This is a genomic window from Bosea sp. 124 (assembly GCF_003046175.1).
In the GTDB taxonomy this organism is placed as follows: domain Bacteria; phylum Pseudomonadota; class Alphaproteobacteria; order Rhizobiales; family Beijerinckiaceae; genus Allobosea.
The window spans coordinates 3386290-3405096 of sequence record NZ_PZZM01000001.1 but is presented as its reverse complement, the minus strand read 5'-3'; the positions used below and the strand labels follow the sequence as shown (position 1 = coordinate 3405096).

Annotated in this window: 16 protein-coding genes; 2 read left to right on the top strand and 14 right to left on the bottom strand. The window is 65.8% G+C overall.

Translation table 11 applies throughout. The annotated features are described in order from the left end of the window. Positions 1-2: 2 nt before the first annotated feature. On the bottom strand, positions 3-1460 hold the full coding sequence (locus tag C8D03_RS16110) for a site-specific DNA-methyltransferase (RefSeq protein ID WP_210203932.1): 1458 nt from the start codon (positions 1458-1460) through the stop codon (positions 3-5). A 567-nt stretch (positions 1461-2027) separates the two neighbouring features. After that, positions 2028-3455 carry a mannose-1-phosphate guanylyltransferase/mannose-6-phosphate isomerase gene (locus C8D03_RS16105; protein WP_108047648.1) on the bottom strand — a complete coding sequence of 476 codons (1428 nt, stop codon included), beginning with the start codon at positions 3453-3455 and terminating at the stop codon, positions 2028-2030. 201 nt (positions 3456-3656) lie between these two features. Between C8D03_RS16105 and C8D03_RS16100 the strand changes: the two genes are divergently transcribed. Together C8D03_RS16100 and C8D03_RS16095 are read left to right on the top strand one after the other, a co-directional pair. Beyond that, complete coding sequence (locus C8D03_RS16100) at positions 3657-4784, top strand: AGE family epimerase/isomerase (protein ID WP_181301018.1); 1128 nt, start codon at positions 3657-3659, stop codon at positions 4782-4784. A 362-nt stretch (positions 4785-5146) separates the two neighbouring features. Then, on the top strand, positions 5147-6454 hold the full coding sequence (locus C8D03_RS16095; protein ID WP_248308478.1) for a TolC family outer membrane protein: 1308 nt from the start codon (positions 5147-5149) through the stop codon (positions 6452-6454). Here C8D03_RS16095 and C8D03_RS16090 read toward each other — a convergent pair whose 3' ends face one another. The 12 genes from C8D03_RS16090 to C8D03_RS16035 form a co-directional block, all read right to left on the bottom strand. Then, entirely contained in the window at positions 6455-6712 is a 258-nt protein-coding gene (locus C8D03_RS16090; RefSeq protein ID WP_108047642.1) for a hypothetical protein, read from the bottom strand. 150 nt (positions 6713-6862) lie between these two features. Further along, the gene (gene rfbA, locus C8D03_RS16085; protein ID WP_108047640.1) at positions 6863-7756 is read right to left on the bottom strand and encodes a glucose-1-phosphate thymidylyltransferase RfbA; all 894 of its coding nucleotides are present in this window, start codon (positions 7754-7756) and stop codon (positions 6863-6865) included. Next, positions 7753-8658 carry a dTDP-4-dehydrorhamnose reductase gene (gene rfbD / locus C8D03_RS16080; RefSeq protein WP_108047638.1) on the bottom strand — a complete coding sequence of 302 codons (906 nt, stop codon included), beginning with the start codon at positions 8656-8658 and terminating at the stop codon, positions 7753-7755. Before rfbD ends, rfbA begins: the two co-directional genes overlap by 4 nt. After that, on the bottom strand, positions 8655-9212 hold the full coding sequence (gene rfbC / locus C8D03_RS16075; protein WP_108047637.1) for a dTDP-4-dehydrorhamnose 3,5-epimerase: 558 nt from the start codon (positions 9210-9212) through the stop codon (positions 8655-8657). The genes rfbD and rfbC overlap by 4 nt, the downstream gene beginning before the upstream one ends. Before the next feature lie 30 nt (positions 9213-9242). Continuing rightward, positions 9243-10304, bottom strand: a complete 1062-nt coding sequence (rfbB, locus tag C8D03_RS16070; protein WP_248308501.1) for a dTDP-glucose 4,6-dehydratase — start codon at positions 10302-10304, stop codon at positions 9243-9245. Positions 10305-10419: 115 nt separating this feature from the next. Further along, the gene (locus C8D03_RS16065) at positions 10420-11199 is read right to left on the bottom strand and encodes an enoyl-CoA hydratase/isomerase family protein (protein ID WP_108047633.1); all 780 of its coding nucleotides are present in this window, start codon (positions 11197-11199) and stop codon (positions 10420-10422) included. 83 nt (positions 11200-11282) lie between these two features. Next, positions 11283-12923 (bottom strand): ABC transporter ATP-binding protein, encoded by a 1641-nt coding sequence (locus tag C8D03_RS16060; RefSeq protein WP_108047631.1) that lies wholly within the window; start codon positions 12921-12923, stop codon positions 11283-11285. Further along, positions 12920-13846 carry an ABC transporter permease gene (locus tag C8D03_RS16055; protein WP_348981705.1) on the bottom strand — a complete coding sequence of 309 codons (927 nt, stop codon included), beginning with the start codon at positions 13844-13846 and terminating at the stop codon, positions 12920-12922. The genes C8D03_RS16060 and C8D03_RS16055 overlap by 4 nt, the downstream gene beginning before the upstream one ends. Next, entirely contained in the window at positions 13843-14784 is a 942-nt protein-coding gene (locus C8D03_RS16050; protein ID WP_108047629.1) for an ABC transporter permease, read from the bottom strand. The genes C8D03_RS16055 and C8D03_RS16050 overlap by 4 nt, the downstream gene beginning before the upstream one ends. Before the next feature lie 33 nt (positions 14785-14817). Further along, on the bottom strand, positions 14818-16386 hold the full coding sequence (locus tag C8D03_RS16045) for an ABC transporter substrate-binding protein (RefSeq protein ID WP_108047628.1): 1569 nt from the start codon (positions 16384-16386) through the stop codon (positions 14818-14820). 92 nt (positions 16387-16478) lie between these two features. After that, complete coding sequence (locus C8D03_RS16040; protein WP_108047626.1) at positions 16479-17630, bottom strand: M20/M25/M40 family metallo-hydrolase; 1152 nt, start codon at positions 17628-17630, stop codon at positions 16479-16481. Between the two features lie 11 nt (positions 17631-17641). Next, on the bottom strand, positions 17642-18802 hold the full coding sequence (locus C8D03_RS16035; protein ID WP_108047624.1) for a M20 aminoacylase family protein: 1161 nt from the start codon (positions 18800-18802) through the stop codon (positions 17642-17644). Positions 18803-18807: the final 5 nt, after the last annotated feature.

Here is an 18807-nt window from a genome sequence, read left to right as displayed (position 1 = left end):
CGTCACTGCTCGGCCGCCGGCGAGCGCAGCCCGCGGTGCGCTGCCGTCTCGGCGAAGCTCAGTCCCGTCTCGGCGTGGCGCGCCTCGCGCTTGAGCAGTTTCTCCCAACGCGCGATGGCGACATCGACGTAGAGCGGATCGAGCTCCATCAGGTAGCCGCGCCGTTTGGTCTTGGCGGCGGCGATCAGGGTCGTGCCCGAGCCCCCGAAGGGATCTAGGATGATCCCATTGGGCTTCGAGGTATCCTTGATTGCATCCATCACCATCGCACAGGGCTTCACCGTCGGGTGCACGGCCAGGTCCTCCATACGCCCGCGGCCGAAGCCGTTGGCGCCGGCGTAGCTCCACAACGTCGTCCGATAGCGGCCGTGGCGGCCGAGCTCGATGTTGTTGATGTGCGCCGCCTTGCCCTTCTTCCAGAGCGGGATCAGCTCGGTCTGCGAGCGGTAGAGCGAACCCATCCCCGCATTGCTTTTGGCCCAGGTGATGACCGCCTTCAGTTCATCGAAAGTCGCATAACCAGCGGTAAGCATCTCGTGGAGGTGGGCACCGTCGATGCAGGTGTAGATCAACGCTCCATCCCGGCAGGCGGCCGCGATCTTGCTGAGCACGCTCGTCAGGAAGTCCGTGAACTCCGACTTGCTCATCTCACCTGATGCCATCGGAAACGGGCGGTGCTTGATCTTGCCGAGCCCGCCGACATGGCCATCAATCCGGACATTATAGGGCGGATCCGTGAAAGTCATCTGGGCGAGCTCGCCGCCCATCAGCCTGTCATAATCGGTACGCTCGCGAGCGTCGCCGCAGAAGATCCGCTGGTCGCCCAGCAGCCAGAGATCGCCGCGCCGCGTCACTGCCTGCGCCGCGACCGGCGCCACCGCATCGGCCGGATCGGCCTTCGGCGCCGGAGCCTCGTCAGCACTCAGGATCAGGTCAATCTGCGCCGTCTCGAATCCGGTCAACTCGACGTCGAAATCGATTTCGATCAGATGCGACAGCTCGATCTTGAGAAGCTCGTTGTCCCAGCCGGCGAGTTCGGCCAGGCGGTTATCGGCCAAGGCGAAAGCGCGGATCTGATCCGCGTCGAGATGGTCCAGGCAGATCGTCGGAACCTTGGACATGCCCAGGAGCTTGGCCGCCTCGTAGCGCCCGTGACCGGCAACGATCTCTCCCGAACCATCGATCAAGATCGGCGCCAAGAAGCCGTACGCCTTGATGCTCCCCGCGATCTGGTGGTTTTGCTTCTTGGAGTGAGTACGCGCATTGCGCGGCGAGGGCTTCAGCGCGGCAAGCGGCCGCTCGACCAGCTCCGCTTTGAACAACGCGACCGCGCTGTTCAAAGCGACGTCCGTGGTCGGAACAGCAGCGTCCTGTGAGGGTCGGCGGTTCCGCTGCCGGATGCGGCACGGTGTGGGGGGCGGTTCAGGCAGAATAGACATTTCGATCGTTTCCTTTTGCAAGGAGACGACCAGGACAAGTGAGCACCCGTAGCAAAACGCGTCCCCGTCAGCATCGCTGCTGTGGGAACCGTCTTGCCTAACGAGGGCTGCTCACCCAAGGTGAAATGCCAGGCTAGGAGGATGCCGGACTCGATCTGATCGGTCTCGGCTGACGTCACGAAAAAGTGTGACGGTTGGGGATATAGGTCGCCCCGGCGAAACGCGCAAGGGTGCCGATCACGAAAAGCTTAAAGATTCTAGTGTGATAGGGTGTCTTGGTCCGCGCAATATCCTGCGGGTTCGGCTGGCGCCAGTAAGCCGCGTCAATCAACACGTCATTTCGGCGCATCGTCGCCCGCCGGCAGCGATCCCTGCTCAAAGCCGCAAAATCCCTGCTGCTCGTCAAACCACTCCCAGCTCATGCAAACAGAATTCCCTGCTCGCCACATGCGCATAATGGGTCAAAGCCTTGAGAATGCTCCGGATTCTCGTGAGAATGTGCCCAGATTAGCAGCAATTCGGGCAGGAATTCGCTGATAATTCCCTGATTGCAGGGAATTCCGTCGAGGCGCCTAGTGAAATCAGCCCTCACGGTCGATTATAGACATCCTCGAAACGGATGATGTCGTCTTCGTCGAGATAGCTGCCGGTCTGCACCTCGATGACCTCGAGGTCGATCCGTCCCGGATTTTCGAGCCTGTGCTTGGCCCCACGCGGAATGTAGATCGATTCATTCTCAGACAATTCGCTGACCTTGTCATCGACGGTCACCTTCGCGGTGCCCTTCACGATGACCCAGTGCTCTGCGCGGTGCATGTGCTTCTGGAGCGACAATTGCCCGCCGGGGTAGACGACGATGCGCTTGGTCTGCGACCGGTCCTGCTGCTCCAGCGTGCGATACCAGCCCCAGGGCCGGTAGACGCATGCGTGGTGCGTCGCCTCGATGCGACCTTCCTTCTTGAGTTTCTCGACAAGCCCCTTGATCTCGGCGGAGCGCGACTTGTCTGCGACCAGCACGGCATCGCGCATCGCCACGACCACCGTGTCACTCATGCCCAGCACCGCCACCAGCTGCCCGTCGCTCGATGCATAGCTGCCGCTGCTGTCGATGAATGTGATGTCGCCGACTGCGGCATTGGCCGCGGCATCCTGCGGGGTGACGGCCCAGAGTGCATCCCAGCCGCCGATATCCGACCAACCGAAGTCGCCGGGAACGACGGTAGCAAGCGCCGTGCGCTCCATGACCGCGTAATCGATCGAGATCTTCCTGGCCGCGGTGAAGCAAGCCTCGTCGAGAACCGCGACACCCAGATCGGTGGTCGCCCGATCCAGCGCATCCTGCACATGTGACACGCTCTCGGCATCATGGCCCGCGTATTCCGTGATCATCGAGGCGGGCATGAAGAGAAAGTTGCCGGAGTTCCAGAGATATCCGGCCTCGATGTAACGCTTCGCCGTTGCAAGGTCGGGCTTCTCGACGAAACGAACGACGTCGCGCGCCGTTCCAGCGGCGGCTTCGCCGGCCTCGATATAGCCATAGCCTGTCGCCGGAGCGTTCGGCACGATCCCGAACGTCACGATCCTGCCGGCCTTGGCCGCATCGATGCCGGCCCGGACCGCCGTCCGGAAGGCGGGGGCATCGAGCACGACGTGATCCGCAGCGAGCACCAGCATGGGAGCGTCCGGGCTATGCGCCTTCATGTACAGGCAGGCCGCCAGGATCGCCGGCCCCGAGTCGCGCGCCACCGGTTCCAGCAGAATGTCGGCGGCAAGCCCGATCTCGGCGAGCTGGCGCTCGACCATGAAACGATGAATTTTGTTGGTGACGATGAGTGGCTTGCCGAAGAGCGTCCGATCACTGACTCGCGTCAGGGTATCCTGGAATGTCGACCTGGCACCGAGGAGGGGGGCGAACTGCTTGGGAAAGGCCTCGCGTGAAGCCGGCCACAACCGCGTTCCCGAACCGCCACACATGATGACGGGACGGATGGCGCCAAGGGTGTTCGAATCGTTCATGATGGTGCTTCACTTCACGCAACGAGGCCGGCTGAGCAATCTGTGTGTAGGCGAGATGTTGCTATCAATCTGTCACCACAAACCCAACTCCGGGTCGAGCGCGAAATCAGCAGTCGTCCGCTTCGCCCGCCACATGGCATTTCCCTTGTTTCCGGCGCTGTTGCGTCCGGAACGTAGCACACGACGCGGATGAGCGCCCCCATGGCAAGACCAGGCTCAAAACTCGCCCGGTGGGTTTGCGATGAAGCGCTTCCCTTCTGGCAGACGAACGGCCGGGACCATGTCCATGGCGGCGTCCATGAGCGCCTGCACTGGAACGGAGCGCCCGATCTCGCCACCGCCAAGCGGGTTCGGGTTCAGGCCCGGCAGATCTATTGCTACGCCCACGCAACCGACCTCGGCTGGTTCGACGGCCTGAGTTTCGCCGGCAACACCCTGGACTGGCTGATCGACAAGGCGGGCGGCCCCGGGCGCATGGCCGGCTTCGCCCATCTGCTTGCGCCCGATGGCAGCGTCATGAACCCGCTGCGCGACACCTATGATCACGCCTTCATCCTGCTGGCGCTGGCCTGGTACGCGAAGGCGAGCGGCGATTCGCAGGCCCGCGCCCTCATCGGCACGATCCTCGACTTTCTCGACGAAGCGCTGCTGTGCCCGGACGGCTCCTATCGCGAGGGCCTGCCTGCCAGTCTGCCGCGTCGCCAGAATCCGCATATGCACCTGTTCGAGGCGATGCTGACCCTGCACGAAACGCTCGCCTTCCCCGGCGCACTCGAGCGGGCAGGCAAGCTTCGCGCGATGCTGACGACGAAGCTGCTGAGGCCCGCCCCGATCCTGCTCGAATTCTTCGACGACGACTGGCAGCCCATGGCGGGCGACACCGGCCGCATCCTCGAACCCGGGCACCAGGCGGAATGGTGCTGGCTTCTGCGCCGCTACGAGACCGCTGCAGGGCTTCCGCCCGACGCCCTGCCCTCGGCGCTCATCGACTCGGCGGAAGCCACCGCCGATCCTGCGACCGGATTCCTGATCGACGAAGCCTTCAGCGACGGAACCCCGTCGCGTCGCACCAAGAGGCTGTGGCCCCAGACGGAATGGGTCAAGGCCTGGCTGTCCGAACAGCGCATCGGCCGCGACGGCGCGCAAGCCAAGGCGCATTTCGCGCTGGACCAGATCTGGAAATTCTATCTGGGCCGCCCCGTGCCAGGGGGCTGGATCGATCAGTTCGACGAGAATGGTGCCCCACTCGGCAACACCATTCCAGCCAGCATCCTCTATCACGTCTTCACCACCGCAGTTGAAGTCGACGGCGCGACCGGCGTCGCATAAGTGCTCATCCCAACGCCCGGAAATCGGCGAGGATAAATGAAGCAAGCACGCGGCATTAAGGCTCAGTTAACGATAATCAGTTGCTATCGATGAGGATACTGGCCGGAATAAAACCCCGAAACGGACGAGCGGCATATTCGGCACCAATGATACTGCTCGGACGAGACGCATTGCGCTTGTTAAAATTGTAACTAGGCTGACATGGGCATCGCATCAAATCCATGCGAGCAGATATTCAGGCGTAACGCGGGGTGTGGATCTTGGGACGCTTTAGGGCTTGCGTTTCGCCGACGCGGATAGCGCGTCTGTCTGGCATCGCCGCCTTCGGCCTTGCGCTTGTTTCGGGCGTTTCGACGTCTGCGTTGTCGCAGACGATGGATGCGGCTTTGTCGCGGGCGTATTCGGGCAATCCGACGCTGAATGCGCAGCGCGCCTCGGTTCGCGCCACCAACGAGAACGTGCCGCAGGCGCTGTCGGGCTATCGGCCGCGGATCACGGCCTCGGCCGATATTGGCGCCAGCATCACCGATTCGAACCTCCCGGGCCTCGGGAGCGCGACCTCGCGGCTCGGCCCGCGCGGCGCCGGCGTGCAGATCGACCAGAACATCTTCGACGGCGGCAAGACGCGCAGCTCCGTCGGCCAGGCCGAATCGCAGGTGCTCGGCGCCCGCGCGGCCCTGCGCAACACCGAGCAGAACGTCCTGCTCGATGCCGCGACCTCCTATATGAACGTCTTGCGCGACACCGCGATCCTGACGCTCAACCGCAACAACGTCGAGGTTCTGGAGGAGCAGCTGCGCCAGACGCGCGACCGCTTCCAGGTCGGCGAGGTGACGCGCACCGACGTGGCCCAGGCCGAGGCGCGCCTGTCGCAGTCGCAGTCGCAGGCGATCCTGGCCGAATCGAACCTCAAGACCTCGATCGCGCGCTACCGCCAGAATGTCGGCGCCGAGCCGAAGCAGCTCGCGCCCGGCCGCCCGGTCGAGAACCTTTTGCCGAAATCGCTGCCGGCCGCGCTCAACGGCGCGCTCGTCGGCCACCCCGCCATCATCGCCTCGCTGCATGGCGTCGATGCGGCGGAGCTGCAGGTCAAGGTCACCGAGGCCGATCTCTATCCGGTGCTCGGCGTGCGCGGCCTCGTGCAGCAGCGCTACGACGTCACCAGCTTCGGCGACAACCGCACCTCGGCCAGCGTCGTCGGCACGCTGACGATCCCGATCTACGAGGGCGGCCAGGTCTATTCGCGGACGCGGCAGGCCAAGGAGACCGCCGGCCAGCGCCGGATCGAGGTCGACAGCCAGCGCGACACGGTGCGCGCCGCGGTGGTCTCGGCCTGGGGCGCGCACGAGGCCGCCAAGGCCCAGATCGTCGCCGCCCAGGCCCAGGTCCAGGCGGCGGAGACCGCCCTCGCCGGCGTGCGCGAGGAGGCCAAGGTCGGCCAGCGCACCACGCTCGACGTGCTCAACGCCCAGCAGGAGCTGGTCAGCGCCCGCTCCACCCTGGTGACAGCCCAGCGCGACCGCGTCGTCGCCTCCTATGCCGTGCTCTCCGCCATCGGCCGCCTCTCTGCCGAAACCCTCAGGCTCAAGGCCGAGGTCTACGACGCCAGACGGCACTACGACCAGGTCAAGGGACTCCTCTGGGGAACGCAGACACCAGACGGACGGTGATCAGGAATCGGCCAGCGCATCCACGAGCGGCTGCCGCATGATCGGATCGACGCAGACCGGCATCGCATTCGGAAAGCCGTCGGCTTCCAGGGAAATCGAGCGGCTGACGAAGGATTTGTAGCCGAGCCAGGTCCCGATGACGTCGCCGCAGCCTCCACAGGAAACGGGCGCGTCATCAACGAGATCGGCAGGGATGATGATCGACGGAGAACCGCATTCGCAGCAGGCGAATTGGACCTTCGCAGGCACGCTGGTCATCGAACGTTCCTTACTGCGGTCGATAGGCAAGGGTTTGTCGAGCAATATCGGGGCCAACCCGGCCGGCGCGTCATCCCGGGGGCCTCCTCGTATCTCTCTCGCGCGCTCCTCCGGACAGCGGCAAGCTCCGCCAGGCGCCGGCCGTTACATTCACTCCCGGCCCTTCGGCGCCTGCGCGATCTCGGCCGCCATCCGCAGCAGATACTGCCCGTAATCGCTCTTGACGAGCCTTGTGCCGAGCGCTTCGAGCTGCCCGGCATCGATCCAGCCCCGGCGACAGGCGATCTCCTCGGGACAGGCGATGCGCAGATCCTGCCGGCTTTCCAGCGTCCGCACGAACTCGCCGGCCTGGAGCAGGCTGTCGGGCGTGCCCGTATCGAGCCAGGCGAAACCCCGGCCCATGGACTCGACGGAAAGCTGGCCCCGGTCGAGATAGATCCGGTTCACATCGGTGATCTCGAGTTCGCCACGCGGCGAGGGTTTGAGCCCGGCTGCGATCTCGACGACCTGTTCATCGTAGAAATACAGGCCTGTCACCGCCCAGTTCGAGCGTGGCCGCTTCGGCTTTTCCTCGATCGAGATCGCCTTGCCCTGCGCGTCGAAGCTGATGACGCCGTAGCGCTCGGCATCGCGTACCTGATAGGCGAAGACCGTCGCGCCGGTCTCGCGCTTGCGCGCCTCGGCCATCATCTCGGGCAGCCCATGGCCGTAAAACAGGTTGTCGCCGAGGATCAGTGCCGAGGGCCCGCCCGCGACGAAATCCGCACCGATCAGATAGGCCTGCGCCAGACCACCCGGATTTGGCTGCTCGGCATAGCTCAGGCTCAAGCCCCACTCCGCGCCGTCGCCGAGCAGTCGCTGGAAATGCGGCAGGTCGGCCGGCGTCGAGATGATCAGGATTTCGCGGATATCCGCCAGCATCAGCGTGGTCAGCGGATAATAGATCATCGGCTTGTCGTAGACCGGCAAGAGCTGCTTCGAGATCGCCAGCGTCATCGGGTGCAGCCTCGTGCCCGATCCTCCGGCCAGAATGATGCCCTTCATGATCCCTGCCCTGCCCGTTCGTCCGTGAGGAGCCGCGCCACGCAAGCGGCGAGCGAACCGCGCCACTGCGGCAGGCTGATGCCGTGAGCCGAGGCAAGCTTGCGGCCATCGAGCCTTGAGTTGGCCGGCCGCCGCGCCGGCGTCGGATAGTCTGCCGTCGCGATGCGCCTGACATTCACCGGCTGACACCCGCCGGCAACCGCATCCGCGAAAACCGCCTCGGCGACCTCCGCCCAAGACGCCTCGCCCTGCGCGGCCATGTGGAAGACGCCGCGCAGCGAGGCGTCCTCCGGTCGTGAGACGAGGTTGCGGGCCACCGCCAACACCGCGTCGGCCATGTCGAGCGCGCTCGTCGGCGAGCCGATCTGGTCGGCGACGACACTGACCTCCGCGCGCTCCTGGCCCAACCTCAGCATGGTGCGCACGAAGTTCCGGCCGAAAGGGCTGTAAACCCAGGCCGTGCGCAGGATCGCATGATCTTGCGTCGCCGCCGCGACCGCCTGCTCGCCCGCGAGCTTGGAGCGGCCATAGGCGGAGACCGGGCCGGTCGCATCATCCTCGCGATAAGGCCGGTCGAGCCTGCCGTCGAAAACGTAGTCGGTCGAAATCTGGATCAGCGGCAGGCCAAGACTGCGGGCAGCTGCAGCGATCTCTCCGGCGCCCACCGCATTCACCCTGACCGCGACGGTCTCCTCGCTTTCGGCGAGATCGACGGCAGTGTATGCTGCGGCATTCACCACCACATCCGGCCGGCTCGCAGCGAAAGCCCGGCCGATCGTCTCCGGCCGTTCCAGATCGAGTTCCGGCCGGCCGATGGTGACGACCGTCACGCCGGCGGCGGATGCGCGCTCGGCCAGCGCCCGCCCGACCTGCCCCTCGCGCCCGGTGACGACGACCCTCACGCGAAGTACCGCGGCAGATCGACGAGGCACGGATGCGTCCGATCCTTCTCCGACAGGCTCAGCCGGTCGGCCGGGATGCCCCAGTCGATGCCGAGCGCCGGATCGTCGAAAGCGAGTCCATGGTCATGGCTCGGCGCATAGGGCGCGCTGACCTTGTAGAGCACCTCGGTATCGGGCTCGCGCGTCACGAAGCCATGCGCGAAACCGGCCGGCACGAGGAGCTGGCGCCAGTTCTCGGCCGAGAGCTCGACGGCGACGGCCTTGCCGAAATCGGGAGAGGAGGCGCGGATGTCGACGGCGATGTCGAGGATGCGCCCGCGCGAGACCCGGACCAGCTTGTCCTGAGCGAAGGGCGGCGCCTGGAAATGCAGGCCGCGCAGCGTGCCGACGACAGGCGAAAGCGAATGATTGTCCTGCACGAAGACGATGTCGATGCCGGCCTCGTGGAAGGCCTTCTGGCTATAGGTCTCCGAGAAGAAGCCGCGATGGTCGCCGAATTTCTTCGGCTGGATGATCTTCACATCCGGCAGCGCGGTCGCTTCGACATGCAGCATGCTTGTAAATCCTCTGACGGCCAGGGCCGTTCAGCCCGCGCCGAGCCGTTCCCCGCGATAGACGCCGGAGCGGATATCGCCCCACCAGCCGGGATTGGCCAGATACCATTCGACTGTCCGGCGCAAGCCGCTCGCGAAACTCTGCCGCGGCGTCCAGCCGAAGTCGCGGCCAATCTTGCCGGCATCGATCGCATAGCGGGCATCGTGCCCCGGCCGGTCCGTCACATAGCTGATCAGCCGCTCATGCGGGCCGGCGGGATCGGGCCGCAATTCGTCGAGCAGGCTGCAGATCGCCTTGACCACGTCGAGATTGGTCATCTCGTTATGCCCGCCGATCGCATAGGTCTCGCCGGACGCTCCCTTCTGCGCCACCAGCAGCAGCGCTTCGGCATGATCGTCGACATAGAGCCAGTCGCGCACATTGGCGCCATTGCCATAGACCGGCAGGGGCTTGCCCTCGAGCCCGTTGATGATCATCAGCGGAATCAGCTTCTCGGGAAAATGATACGGCCCGTAATTGTTCGAACAGTTGGTGACGAGCGTCGGCAGGCCATAGGTATGGTGCCAGGCCCGCACCAGATGGTCTGAGGCCGCCTTCGAGGCCGAATAGGGTGAATTCGGCTGATAGGCCGTGTCCTCGCGGAAGAAGCCCTCGGCTCCCAGCGAGCCGAAGACCTCATCCGTCGAGATGTGGTGGAAACGAAAGCGCTCACGCCTGTCACCTTCCAGCCTGCGCCAATGCCGCAGCGCCTCCTGCAGCAGCACGAAGCTGCCGACGATATTGGTGTCGATGAAGGCAGTCGGCCCGTCGATCGAGCGGTCGACATGGCTTTCAGCGGCGAGGTTCATGACGATGTCGGGGTCGAACGCGGCGAAGATCGCCCGCATCGTCTCTCCGTCACCGATATCGGCCCTCTCGAACCGAAAACGCGGATTATCCGAGACCGGCGCGAGCGACGCCATGTTGCCGGCATAGGTCAGCTTGTCGACGACGCAGACGCTGTGGCCGGTCTCGGTGATCAGCTTGCGCGTCACGGCCGAGCCAATAAAGCCCGCGCCGCCGGTGACCAGAAATTTCAAAGGCGCCGGCAATGCCGCTCTCGCTCCCGTTCGACGGGGGTATAGGGGATTCAGCCGCCGAGCGTAAACCCGACCTCAGCCGGAGCGGTCGGACAGGCTCACTTGCCCGCCGTTCACTTGCCCCCGTTCACTTGCCCTGCCATTGCGGCGGCCTCTTGCCGAGGAAGGCCTCCATGCCCTCCCGAAAGTCGGCGCTGCTATAGCACATCACCACGAGGTCCTCGCCGCCATCCGGGACGGCCGCGACGGCTAGCCGGCGCAGCGCTTCCTTGGTGGCGCGCATCGTCAGCAGAGCATGGCCGCGGATCGTCGCGGCCAGATCCCGCGCCCGCGCCATCAGCGCCGCATGATCGGCGGCGATCTCGCTGTAGAGTCCGATGCGATGCCCTTCCTCCGCCTCGATCAGCCGCGCGGTGAAGACGATGTCCTTCACCCGCGCCGGACCGAGCAGTGCCACGAGCCGGGCGTAGTTCGCCATCGACAGGCAATTGCCGAGCGTCCGCGCGATCGGATAGCCGAAGCGCGCCGAAGGCGTCGCGATCCGGATGTCGCAGGCGCAGGCGATGCTGCCGCCGCCACCCGTGGCCGCCCCCGAGATCGCCGCGATGGTCGGGATCGGACAGCACTCGATCGCAGTGATGATGCGCTCGATCTTCTCCTCATAGGCGAGCGCGTCCTCCGGCTTGGAGAAGGCCCGGAACTGCGAGATATCCGTTCCCGCCGCGAAAGCCTTGTCGCCCGCTCCGGTTACGATCAGCACTTTGGGCGCGCCGTGCGCGGCCGGATCGCCGCAGATCGCGGCAAGCCGCTCGTACATCGCGAAGGTCAGGGCATTGCGCGCCTGCGGGCGATTCAGTGTGATCGTGCCGACGCCGTCATCGACTGCGTAGAGGATTTCGTCGTCCATGGCGCTCGCTTTTCTGGCCTGCTTCACCCGGGCCGACGCACCGCTCTCGCGGCCCCCGCCCGAGACGGAGCGGGACTATCCGGTCAGGCCTGCACGGCGTCAACGGCGGCAGCGCCGGTCGCGAAGTCGCGGCCGGGCGCAGCCTCGATGAGGGCCCGCGTATAGGCATGGGCCGGCGCGGAGAAGACCTGCGCGGTCGCCCCCTGCTCGACGACGACGCCCTTCTCCATCACCACGATCCGGTCGCAGATCTGGGCTGCCACCCGCAGGTCATGGGTGATGAACAGGATCGCCAGGTTGAAGCGCTCCTGCACATCGGCCAGCAGCGCAAGGACCTGCTTCTGCACCGAGACGTCGAGCGCCGAGACAGCCTCGTCCGCGATCAGGATCTCGGGCTCCATGGCGAGCGCGCGCGCGATGGCGATGCGCTGGCGCTGGCCGCCCGAAAACTGGTGCGGATAGCGTTCGAGCGCCGCCGGCTGCAGCCCGACCAGCGTCATCAGATCGCGCGCGCGCTGCATCGCGTCAGGCGTGCTCAGCCCGAAATTGACCGGCCCCTCGATGATCGAGGCACCGACCGTGCGGCGCGGATTGAGCGAGCGGAACGGGTCCTGGAACACGACCTGGATCTTGCGGCGATAGGGCCGCAGGCGACGTTCCGGGAGCTTGGCGATGTCGATGTCCGGCACCAGGATCGCGCCCTCGCTCGGCGGCATCAGGCGAGCGACGCAGCGCGCGACCGTCGTCTTGCCCGAGCCGGATTCGCCGACGATGCCCACCGTCTCGCCGCGCCGGACCTTGATTGCCACATCCGTCGCCGCATGCACGACCCGCTCTCTCCGAAACAGCGCCTTCGAACTGTAGGTCTTGGCGAGGCCGACCGTCTCGAGCGCGAGCGGGCCGAGCACCGGCTTGCGGTCTGCCGGCTTCAGGCTCGGCACGGCGCCGATCAGCATCTGCGTATAGGGATGCTGCGGCCTGGTCAGGATGTCGGCGGCCGGTCCCTGCTCGACGACACGGCCCTTCTCCATCACCACGACGCGGTCGGCAATCTCGGCGACGACGCCGAAATCATGCGTGATGAACAAGACGCCGGTGCCGCGCCGGCTCTGCATGTCCTTGATCAGTCTGAGGATCTGCGCCTGCGTCGTGACGTCGAGCGCGGTCGTCGGCTCGTCGGCGATCAGCAGCGCCGGGTCGAGGATCAGCGCGGCCGCGATCATCACGCGCTGGCGCTGGCCGCCCGAGATCTGGTGCGGATAGGAGGCATGCATCCGCTCGGGCTCGGGCAGGCGCATCGATTCCAGCATGGCGAGAACCTGCGCGCGCCGCTCGGCCGGGCCGAGATCCGTGTGGATGCGCAGCACCTCCTCGATCTGGTCGCCAATCGTCAGCACCGGGTTCAGCGCCGTCATCGGCTCCTGGAAGATCATCGCCATGCGGTCGCCGCGCAGCGCCCGCAGCCTCTGCGGCGATGCGGCCAGGAGGTCCTCGCCCTCCAGCCTTATCGCTCCTGCAACGGGCTTCAGCGCCTTGGCCAGAAGCCCCATCACCGAGAACGCCGTGACCGACTTGCCCGAGCCGGACTCACCAACGACACAGACAATCTCGCCGGCCGCGACGCTGAGCGATACGTCGTCGACAGCGCGCGCGCGATCGCCGCCGCCAGGCAGCGCGATACTCAGGCCTTCGATCTCGAGAACGGGTGTCTGTGCACTGCTCATCGGCCAGCCATCTTGGGATCAAGCGTATCGCGCAGGCCGTCGCCCAACATGTTGACCGCCAGCACGGTGAGGCCGAGGAAGATGCCGGGGTAGAGGATGTTGTGCGGGAAGACGCGAAACAGGTTGCGCCCCTCGGCCATGATGTTGCCCCAGGTCGGGATTTCCGGCGGGATGCCGATGCCGAGGAAGGACAGGATCGCCTCCACCAGGATAGCCGACGCCGCGATGAAGGTGCCCTGCACGATCAGCGGCGCGATGGTGTTGGGCAGGATGTGGCGCACCATCAGCTTGGGCAGGCGCGTGCCGGCCATGATCGCGGCCTCGACATAGGGCTCCTCGCGCACCGACAGCACGATCGAGCGGACCACCCGCACGACGCGCGGAATCTCCGGCACGATGATCGCGATGATCACCGAGGTCAGGCCGCTGCGGAAAAGCGAGACCACGGCGATGGCGAGCAGGATGCCGGGGATCGCCATCAGCCCGTCCATGAAGCGCATGATGATGCCGTCGAGCGGGCGGACATAGCCCGCGATCAGCCCGATCACGAGGCCGATCGCGATCGAGACGGACGCCACGGAGACCGCGATCAGCAGCGAGACGCGTGCGCCGTAGACGACGCGGCTATAGACGTCGCGACCGAGCGAATCCGTACCCATGCGGTGCTTGAAAACCGTCGTCGAGCCATCATCGGCGCGGATCGTCCGCTCGAAGCCAGGCACGCGGTTGCGGGTGCTGGGATTGATCGCAGTCGGATCGATCGTGCCGAGCCACGGCGCGAACAGGCCGAGCAGCGTCATCAGCATCAGCACGGTGCCGCCGATCGCGACGACGGGATTGCGGACGAGCCGCATCAGCACGGTCCGCGCCGGCGGCGCCGGCTCCGCCGCGACCGGCGCGAGAAGACTGGGTTCGGCGCTCAATAGCGGATCCTCGGATCGAACAGGCTGTAGGCGAGGTCGATCAGCAGGTTGATGCCGACATAGACGCCGGAGAACAGCAGGATGACGGCCTGAATCGTCGGATAGTCGCGCGCCAGCACGGCATCGACCGTCAGGCGCCCGAGGCCGGGAATCGCGAACACGCTCTCCGTCACCACAACGCCACCGATCAGCAGCGCGATGCCGATGCCAACGACGGTGACGATCGGCACCGCTGCATTCTTCAGCGCATGGCGGAACAGGATTTTGCGCTCGACCTGCCCCTTGGCGCGGGCCGTGCGGATGTAGTCCTCGTTCAGCACCTCCAGCACGCTGGCGCGCGTCATCCGCGCGATCAGCGCGATATAGATCACCGACAGCGTCACCGCCGGCAGCACGAGTCGCTGCAGGAAGCCACCGAACCCGCCTGACAGGGGCTGGTAGCCCTGCACCGGGAACCAGCCCAGCGTGATCGCGAAAACATAGATCAGCGCATAGCCGATGACGAAGACCGGCACCGAGAATCCGAGCACCGAGAACCCCATGACAAGGCGATCGATCCAGGAGCCATGCTTGTAGGCGGCGAGCACCCCGAGCGGGATCGCCACGCAGATCGCGATCAGCATCGTCGCGAAGGCGAGCGACAGCGTCGGTTCGATCCGCCCGATGATGAGTTCGCCGATCGGCTTCTTGAAGAAGAAGGACTCGCCGAGATTACCCTGGATCAGATTGCCGGCCCAGATCGCGAACTGCGCCAGGATCGGCTGGTCGAGTCCGAGCCGGTTGCGGATCAGAGCGATCTGCTCGGTCGTCGCGTTGTCGCCGGCGATGACCGCCGCCGGATCGCCCGGCGTCAGCCGCAGCATCAGGAAGACGAGGACGGCGACGATCACGAGGACCGGGATCGTCGCCAGCAGGCGCCGCAGGATGTAGCCGAGCATCAGCGCCGGTTCCGCGCGGTCAGCGTCGCCACCTCACTTCTTCTCGACATTCCAGAACACCGGTGCCGGCGCCGTCAGGATGCCGGTGAGGTTCTTCCGCGCCGCGATCGGCACGTTGTACTGGCCGAGATGGACATGCGTCACCACATCGCGCCAGCGCATCTGCACGGCTTCAGCGATCACCTTCTGCTTCGCCGCATCCGGCTCGCGGGCGAAATCGTCGCGCAGCTTCTCCATCTGCTCGTCGCAGGGCCAGCCGAAGGCCGCCTTGTCGCAGCTCGCATTGAAGAAGCCCGCCATCACCGGGTTCAGGATGTCGGCCGAAACCCAGGACGTCTGCATCAGATTCCAGCCGCCCTTGTCGACCGGGTCCTTGCGGACGCGGCGCGACACCACGGTCTGCCAGTCCGAGGACTGCATATCGACCTTGAAGCCGCCCTTTTCGAGCAGTTGCTTGGCGACCGGGCCGAGATTGGTCAGCGACTGCAGGTCGGTCGAGTGCAGCAGCACGATCGGCTTGCCGTCATAGCCCGCTTCCTTGAGCAGCTCCTGCGACCGCTTGAAGTTCGATTCGAGCAGGCCGTCCATGCCCTTCTCGGAGGCGAGCGGCGTGCCGCAGACGAACATCGCCTTGCAGGCGTTGTAATAGTCGGGGTTGCCGACCGTCGCCTCGAGGAAGTCCTTCTGGTTCAGCGCGTAGGTCACGGCCTGGCGCACCTTCGCATTGTCGAAGGGCGGCTGTGTGTGGTTGAAGCGCATCGTGTACTGCAAGCCGAGCGGGTTATAGTTCCACAGCTTGATGTTGCTGTCGCCCTGCACCAGCGGGATCAGGTCGAAGGCCGGCTGCTCGACCATGTCGATCTCGCCGGCAAGCAGGGCGTTGACCGCCTGCTGCTGATCCGTGATCGCGAGCCACTCGATGCGATCGATCTTCGCGACCTTGCCGCCGGAAAGGCCCGAAGCCGGCTCGGCGCGCGGCTTGTACTCCTTGAACTTGGTGTAGACGATCTTGTCGCCCGGCTTCCATTCATCGGTCTTCAGCACGAAGGGCCCCGAGCCGATGAACTCCGAGATCTGCGTGTTCGGATCGGTCTTGGCCACGCGCTCCGGCATCATGAAGGGCACGTTGGACGAGGGCTTGCCGAGGCCGAAGATCAGCAGGCCCGTAGGGGATTTCAGCTTCACCGTGAAGCTCTTGGCGTCGTCGGCCGTGATCGCATCGACGAACGTCATCAGCTTCTGGCCGACAGGGTCCTTGGCCGACCAGCGCTTGATCGAGGCGATGCAGTCCTCCGACGTCACCGGCTTGCCGTCATGCCAGAGCAGGCCATCGCGCAGGGTGAACTTGTAGGTCAGCTTGTCGGGCGACTCGGTGAAGCTGTCGACCATCTGCGGCTTGATGGCGCCGGCCTCGTCCATCGAGAACAGCGTGTCGTAGATCATGTAGCCGTGGTTGCGCACGATATAGGCCGTGGTCCAGATCGGATCGACGATCTTGACGTCGGAGTGCATCACCACCTTCAGCGTGCTTTGCGCCTCTGCAAGCGAGGCGCCTGCAACGAGTGCCGCGACAGCCACCAGTGATCTCAAACGCCATGCCATGATGCTGTCCCCTCACCCGTTTCAGTGTTCCGTCCGTGCGCCGGCTGCATGCAGGCTCTGTGCCACGAGCAGGTCATGCTCGCCCGGCGCGATCACTCGGTCAACCGCGCCAGCAGTCCCGCCATCAGCCGTGTCCGCTGGGCCAGGCTGTCGACCTCGATATGCTCTTCCAGCGTATGATAGCCGGCGCCCAGCAGCCCGAGCCCGTCAAGCGAAGGAATGCCGGCCGCGCCGGTGAAATTGGCATCCGATCCGCCGCCGGCCGAGCCATGCTCGAGCGCCCAGCCGAGTTCGCCGGCGATCTCGCGCGCCAGCCCGAAGAGCTTCAGCGTGGCCTCGTCCGGCTCCCAGACCGGGCGCGTGACGCCGCGCGTCACGGTGAAGCGCGTGCCATCCTCGTTCTGCGCCGTCAGCGCCAGCATGCGCTCGACGCCGCGGTCGAGATCCTCCTGCCTTTTTGCCATGCTGAGGGCCTCTGCCCTGCAGGACGTCGGCACGCAGTTGACCCATTGTCCACCCGAGATGACGCCGACGCTGAAGGTGCAGTCCTCGTCGGTCATCGCCTCGATCGCGAGCAGTTGCCGCGCCATCATGCTGATCGCCGAACGCCCGTCCTTGAGCCGCGAGCCTGCATGGCTCGGCCGCCCCTCGGCCAGCAGGTTGAAGCGTGCAATCGCATAGCGCCCGGTAACGACGCCGTTGCCCGGGCGGCCCGGCTCCGGCACCAGGATGAAGCGCTCCCTGCGCGCTTCGGCCATAATGATCTCGCGGGTGCCCGGGCTGCCGATCTCCTCGTCGCTGGTGAAGAGCACGCTGAGCGGAAGCGGCGTCTCGATTCCAGCCTTCGCCAGCGCGATGATCGCCTGCAGCCCGGCATAGGCACCCCCCTTCATGTCGAGGATGCCCGGCCCGTAGCAGCGCGAGCCGTCGCGCTTGAACGGCAGCGTCTTCAGCGTGCCGACCGGATGGACGGTGTCGAGATGCGACATCACCAGAATGCCGGGCTCGGCTCGCCGCGGATGCGGGAAGTCGCCGCGCACGCAGTCGCCCAGTCCGGGCGGCCCCGGAATGCGGGTCACGCTCGCCCCGGCTGCGGACAGCTCAGCAGCAACGAGGTCCATCATCCGGTTGACGGCGGCAGGGTCGAAGGTCGGGCTCTCGCACTCGATCCAGGGCCTCAGCCCGGCGAGCAGGGTGTCGGTGTCGAGCGGCAGGTCGACAAGGTGAAAATCGGCGGGCTTCATGATCGTTGTCCTCAGGCCACGGTCCGCGTCTCGACGAGGCGCGCCAGCAGGCTCGCGCCCACCGGCAGGATGCCGTCATCGAGCACGAAGGCCGGGTTGTGGACCGGGACGCTGCCGGCATGGCCGACCCAAGCATAGGCGCCGGGCACGACCCGCAGCATGTCGGCGAAATCCTCGCTGCCCATCACCGGCTTCGGGTCGGTCAGGACATTGGCCGCGCCGACGATCTCGGCCGCCACGGCAGCGGTAGCGACCGCCTGCGCCGGATGGTTGACCAGCACGTCGAAAATGCCGCGGATCTCGACGTCGATCTGCACGCCGAAGCTCAGCGCCGTGCCGGCGGCGATCTCGCGCATGCGTTCGCGGATCAGCTTGGCGATCTCCGGCGAGAAGGTCCGGACCGTGCCCGCGAGCACCGCCTCCTCCGGAATCACGTTGTAGGCAGAGCCGGCATGGATCTGCGTGATCGAGAGCACGGCGGCCTCGCGCGGATCGGCATTGCGGCTGACGATGGTCTGTAAGGCCGCCGCCAGCGAAATCGCGACGATGATCGGGTCGCGCCCGACATGGGGCATGGCGCCGTGGCTGCCCTTGCCGGTGATCTTGATGTCGAAGAAATCGGCGCCCGCCATCGCCGCGCCGGGGAAGACCGCGATCTGGCCAGGGTCGAGATTGGGCGCGTTGTGGATGCCGTAGATCTCGTCGCAGGGGAAGCGCTCGAATAGGTTGTCGGCGAGCATGGCGCGCGCCCCGCCGAGCCCTTCCTCCGCCGGTTGGAACACGAACACCGCCGTTCCCGCAAAGTTGCGGTTCTCAGCGAGGTAGCGCGCCGCGCCGAGCAGCATCGTGGTGTGGCCGTCATGGCCGCAGGCATGCATGCGGCCCGGAATCGTCGAGCGCCAGGGCAGGTTCGTCGTCTCGTCCATCGGCAGCGCGTCCATGTCGGCACGCAAGCCGATGCGGCGGCCAGGGCCGCCCTTGCCCTGCAGGATGCCGACGACGCCCGTGCCACCGATGCCACGATGCACCTCGATGCCCCAGGAGGTCAGCTTCTCGGCGACGATGCCCGACGTCCGAACCTCCTCGAAGCCGATCTCGGGATGCGCATGGATATCGCGGCGGATGGCGACGAGGTCGTCCTTGAAGGCGTCGATCTCGGGAAGCGCGGGCATGAGAG

Coding starts and splice junctions, on each gene's coding strand:
- C8D03_RS16105 (WP_108047648.1), bottom strand. CDS start 3,455: ATGAACGATTCGAACACCCTTGGCGCCATCCGTCCCGTCATCATGTGT.
- C8D03_RS16100 (WP_181301018.1), top strand. CDS start 3,657: ATGGCAAGACCAGGCTCAAAACTCGCCCGGTGGGTTTGCGATGAAGCG.
- C8D03_RS16090 (WP_108047642.1), bottom strand. CDS start 6,712: ATGACCAGCGTGCCTGCGAAGGTCCAATTCGCCTGCTGCGAATGCGGT.
- rfbA (WP_108047640.1), bottom strand. CDS start 7,756: ATGAAGGGCATCATTCTGGCCGGAGGATCGGGCACGAGGCTGCACCCG.
- rfbC (WP_108047637.1), bottom strand. CDS start 9,212: ATGCTGCATGTCGAAGCGACCGCGCTGCCGGATGTGAAGATCATCCAG.
- C8D03_RS16065 (WP_108047633.1), bottom strand. CDS start 11,199: ATGGACGACGAAATCCTCTACGCAGTCGATGACGGCGTCGGCACGATC.
- C8D03_RS16060 (WP_108047631.1), bottom strand. CDS start 12,923: ATGAGCAGTGCACAGACACCCGTTCTCGAGATCGAAGGCCTGAGTATC.
- C8D03_RS16050 (WP_108047629.1), bottom strand. CDS start 14,784: ATGCTCGGCTACATCCTGCGGCGCCTGCTGGCGACGATCCCGGTCCTC.
- C8D03_RS16045 (WP_108047628.1), bottom strand. CDS start 16,386: ATGGCATGGCGTTTGAGATCACTGGTGGCTGTCGCGGCACTCGTTGCA.
- C8D03_RS16040 (WP_108047626.1), bottom strand. CDS start 17,630: ATGAAGCCCGCCGATTTTCACCTTGTCGACCTGCCGCTCGACACCGAC.
- C8D03_RS16035 (WP_108047624.1), bottom strand. CDS start 18,802: ATGCCCGCGCTTCCCGAGATCGACGCCTTCAAGGACGACCTCGTCGCC.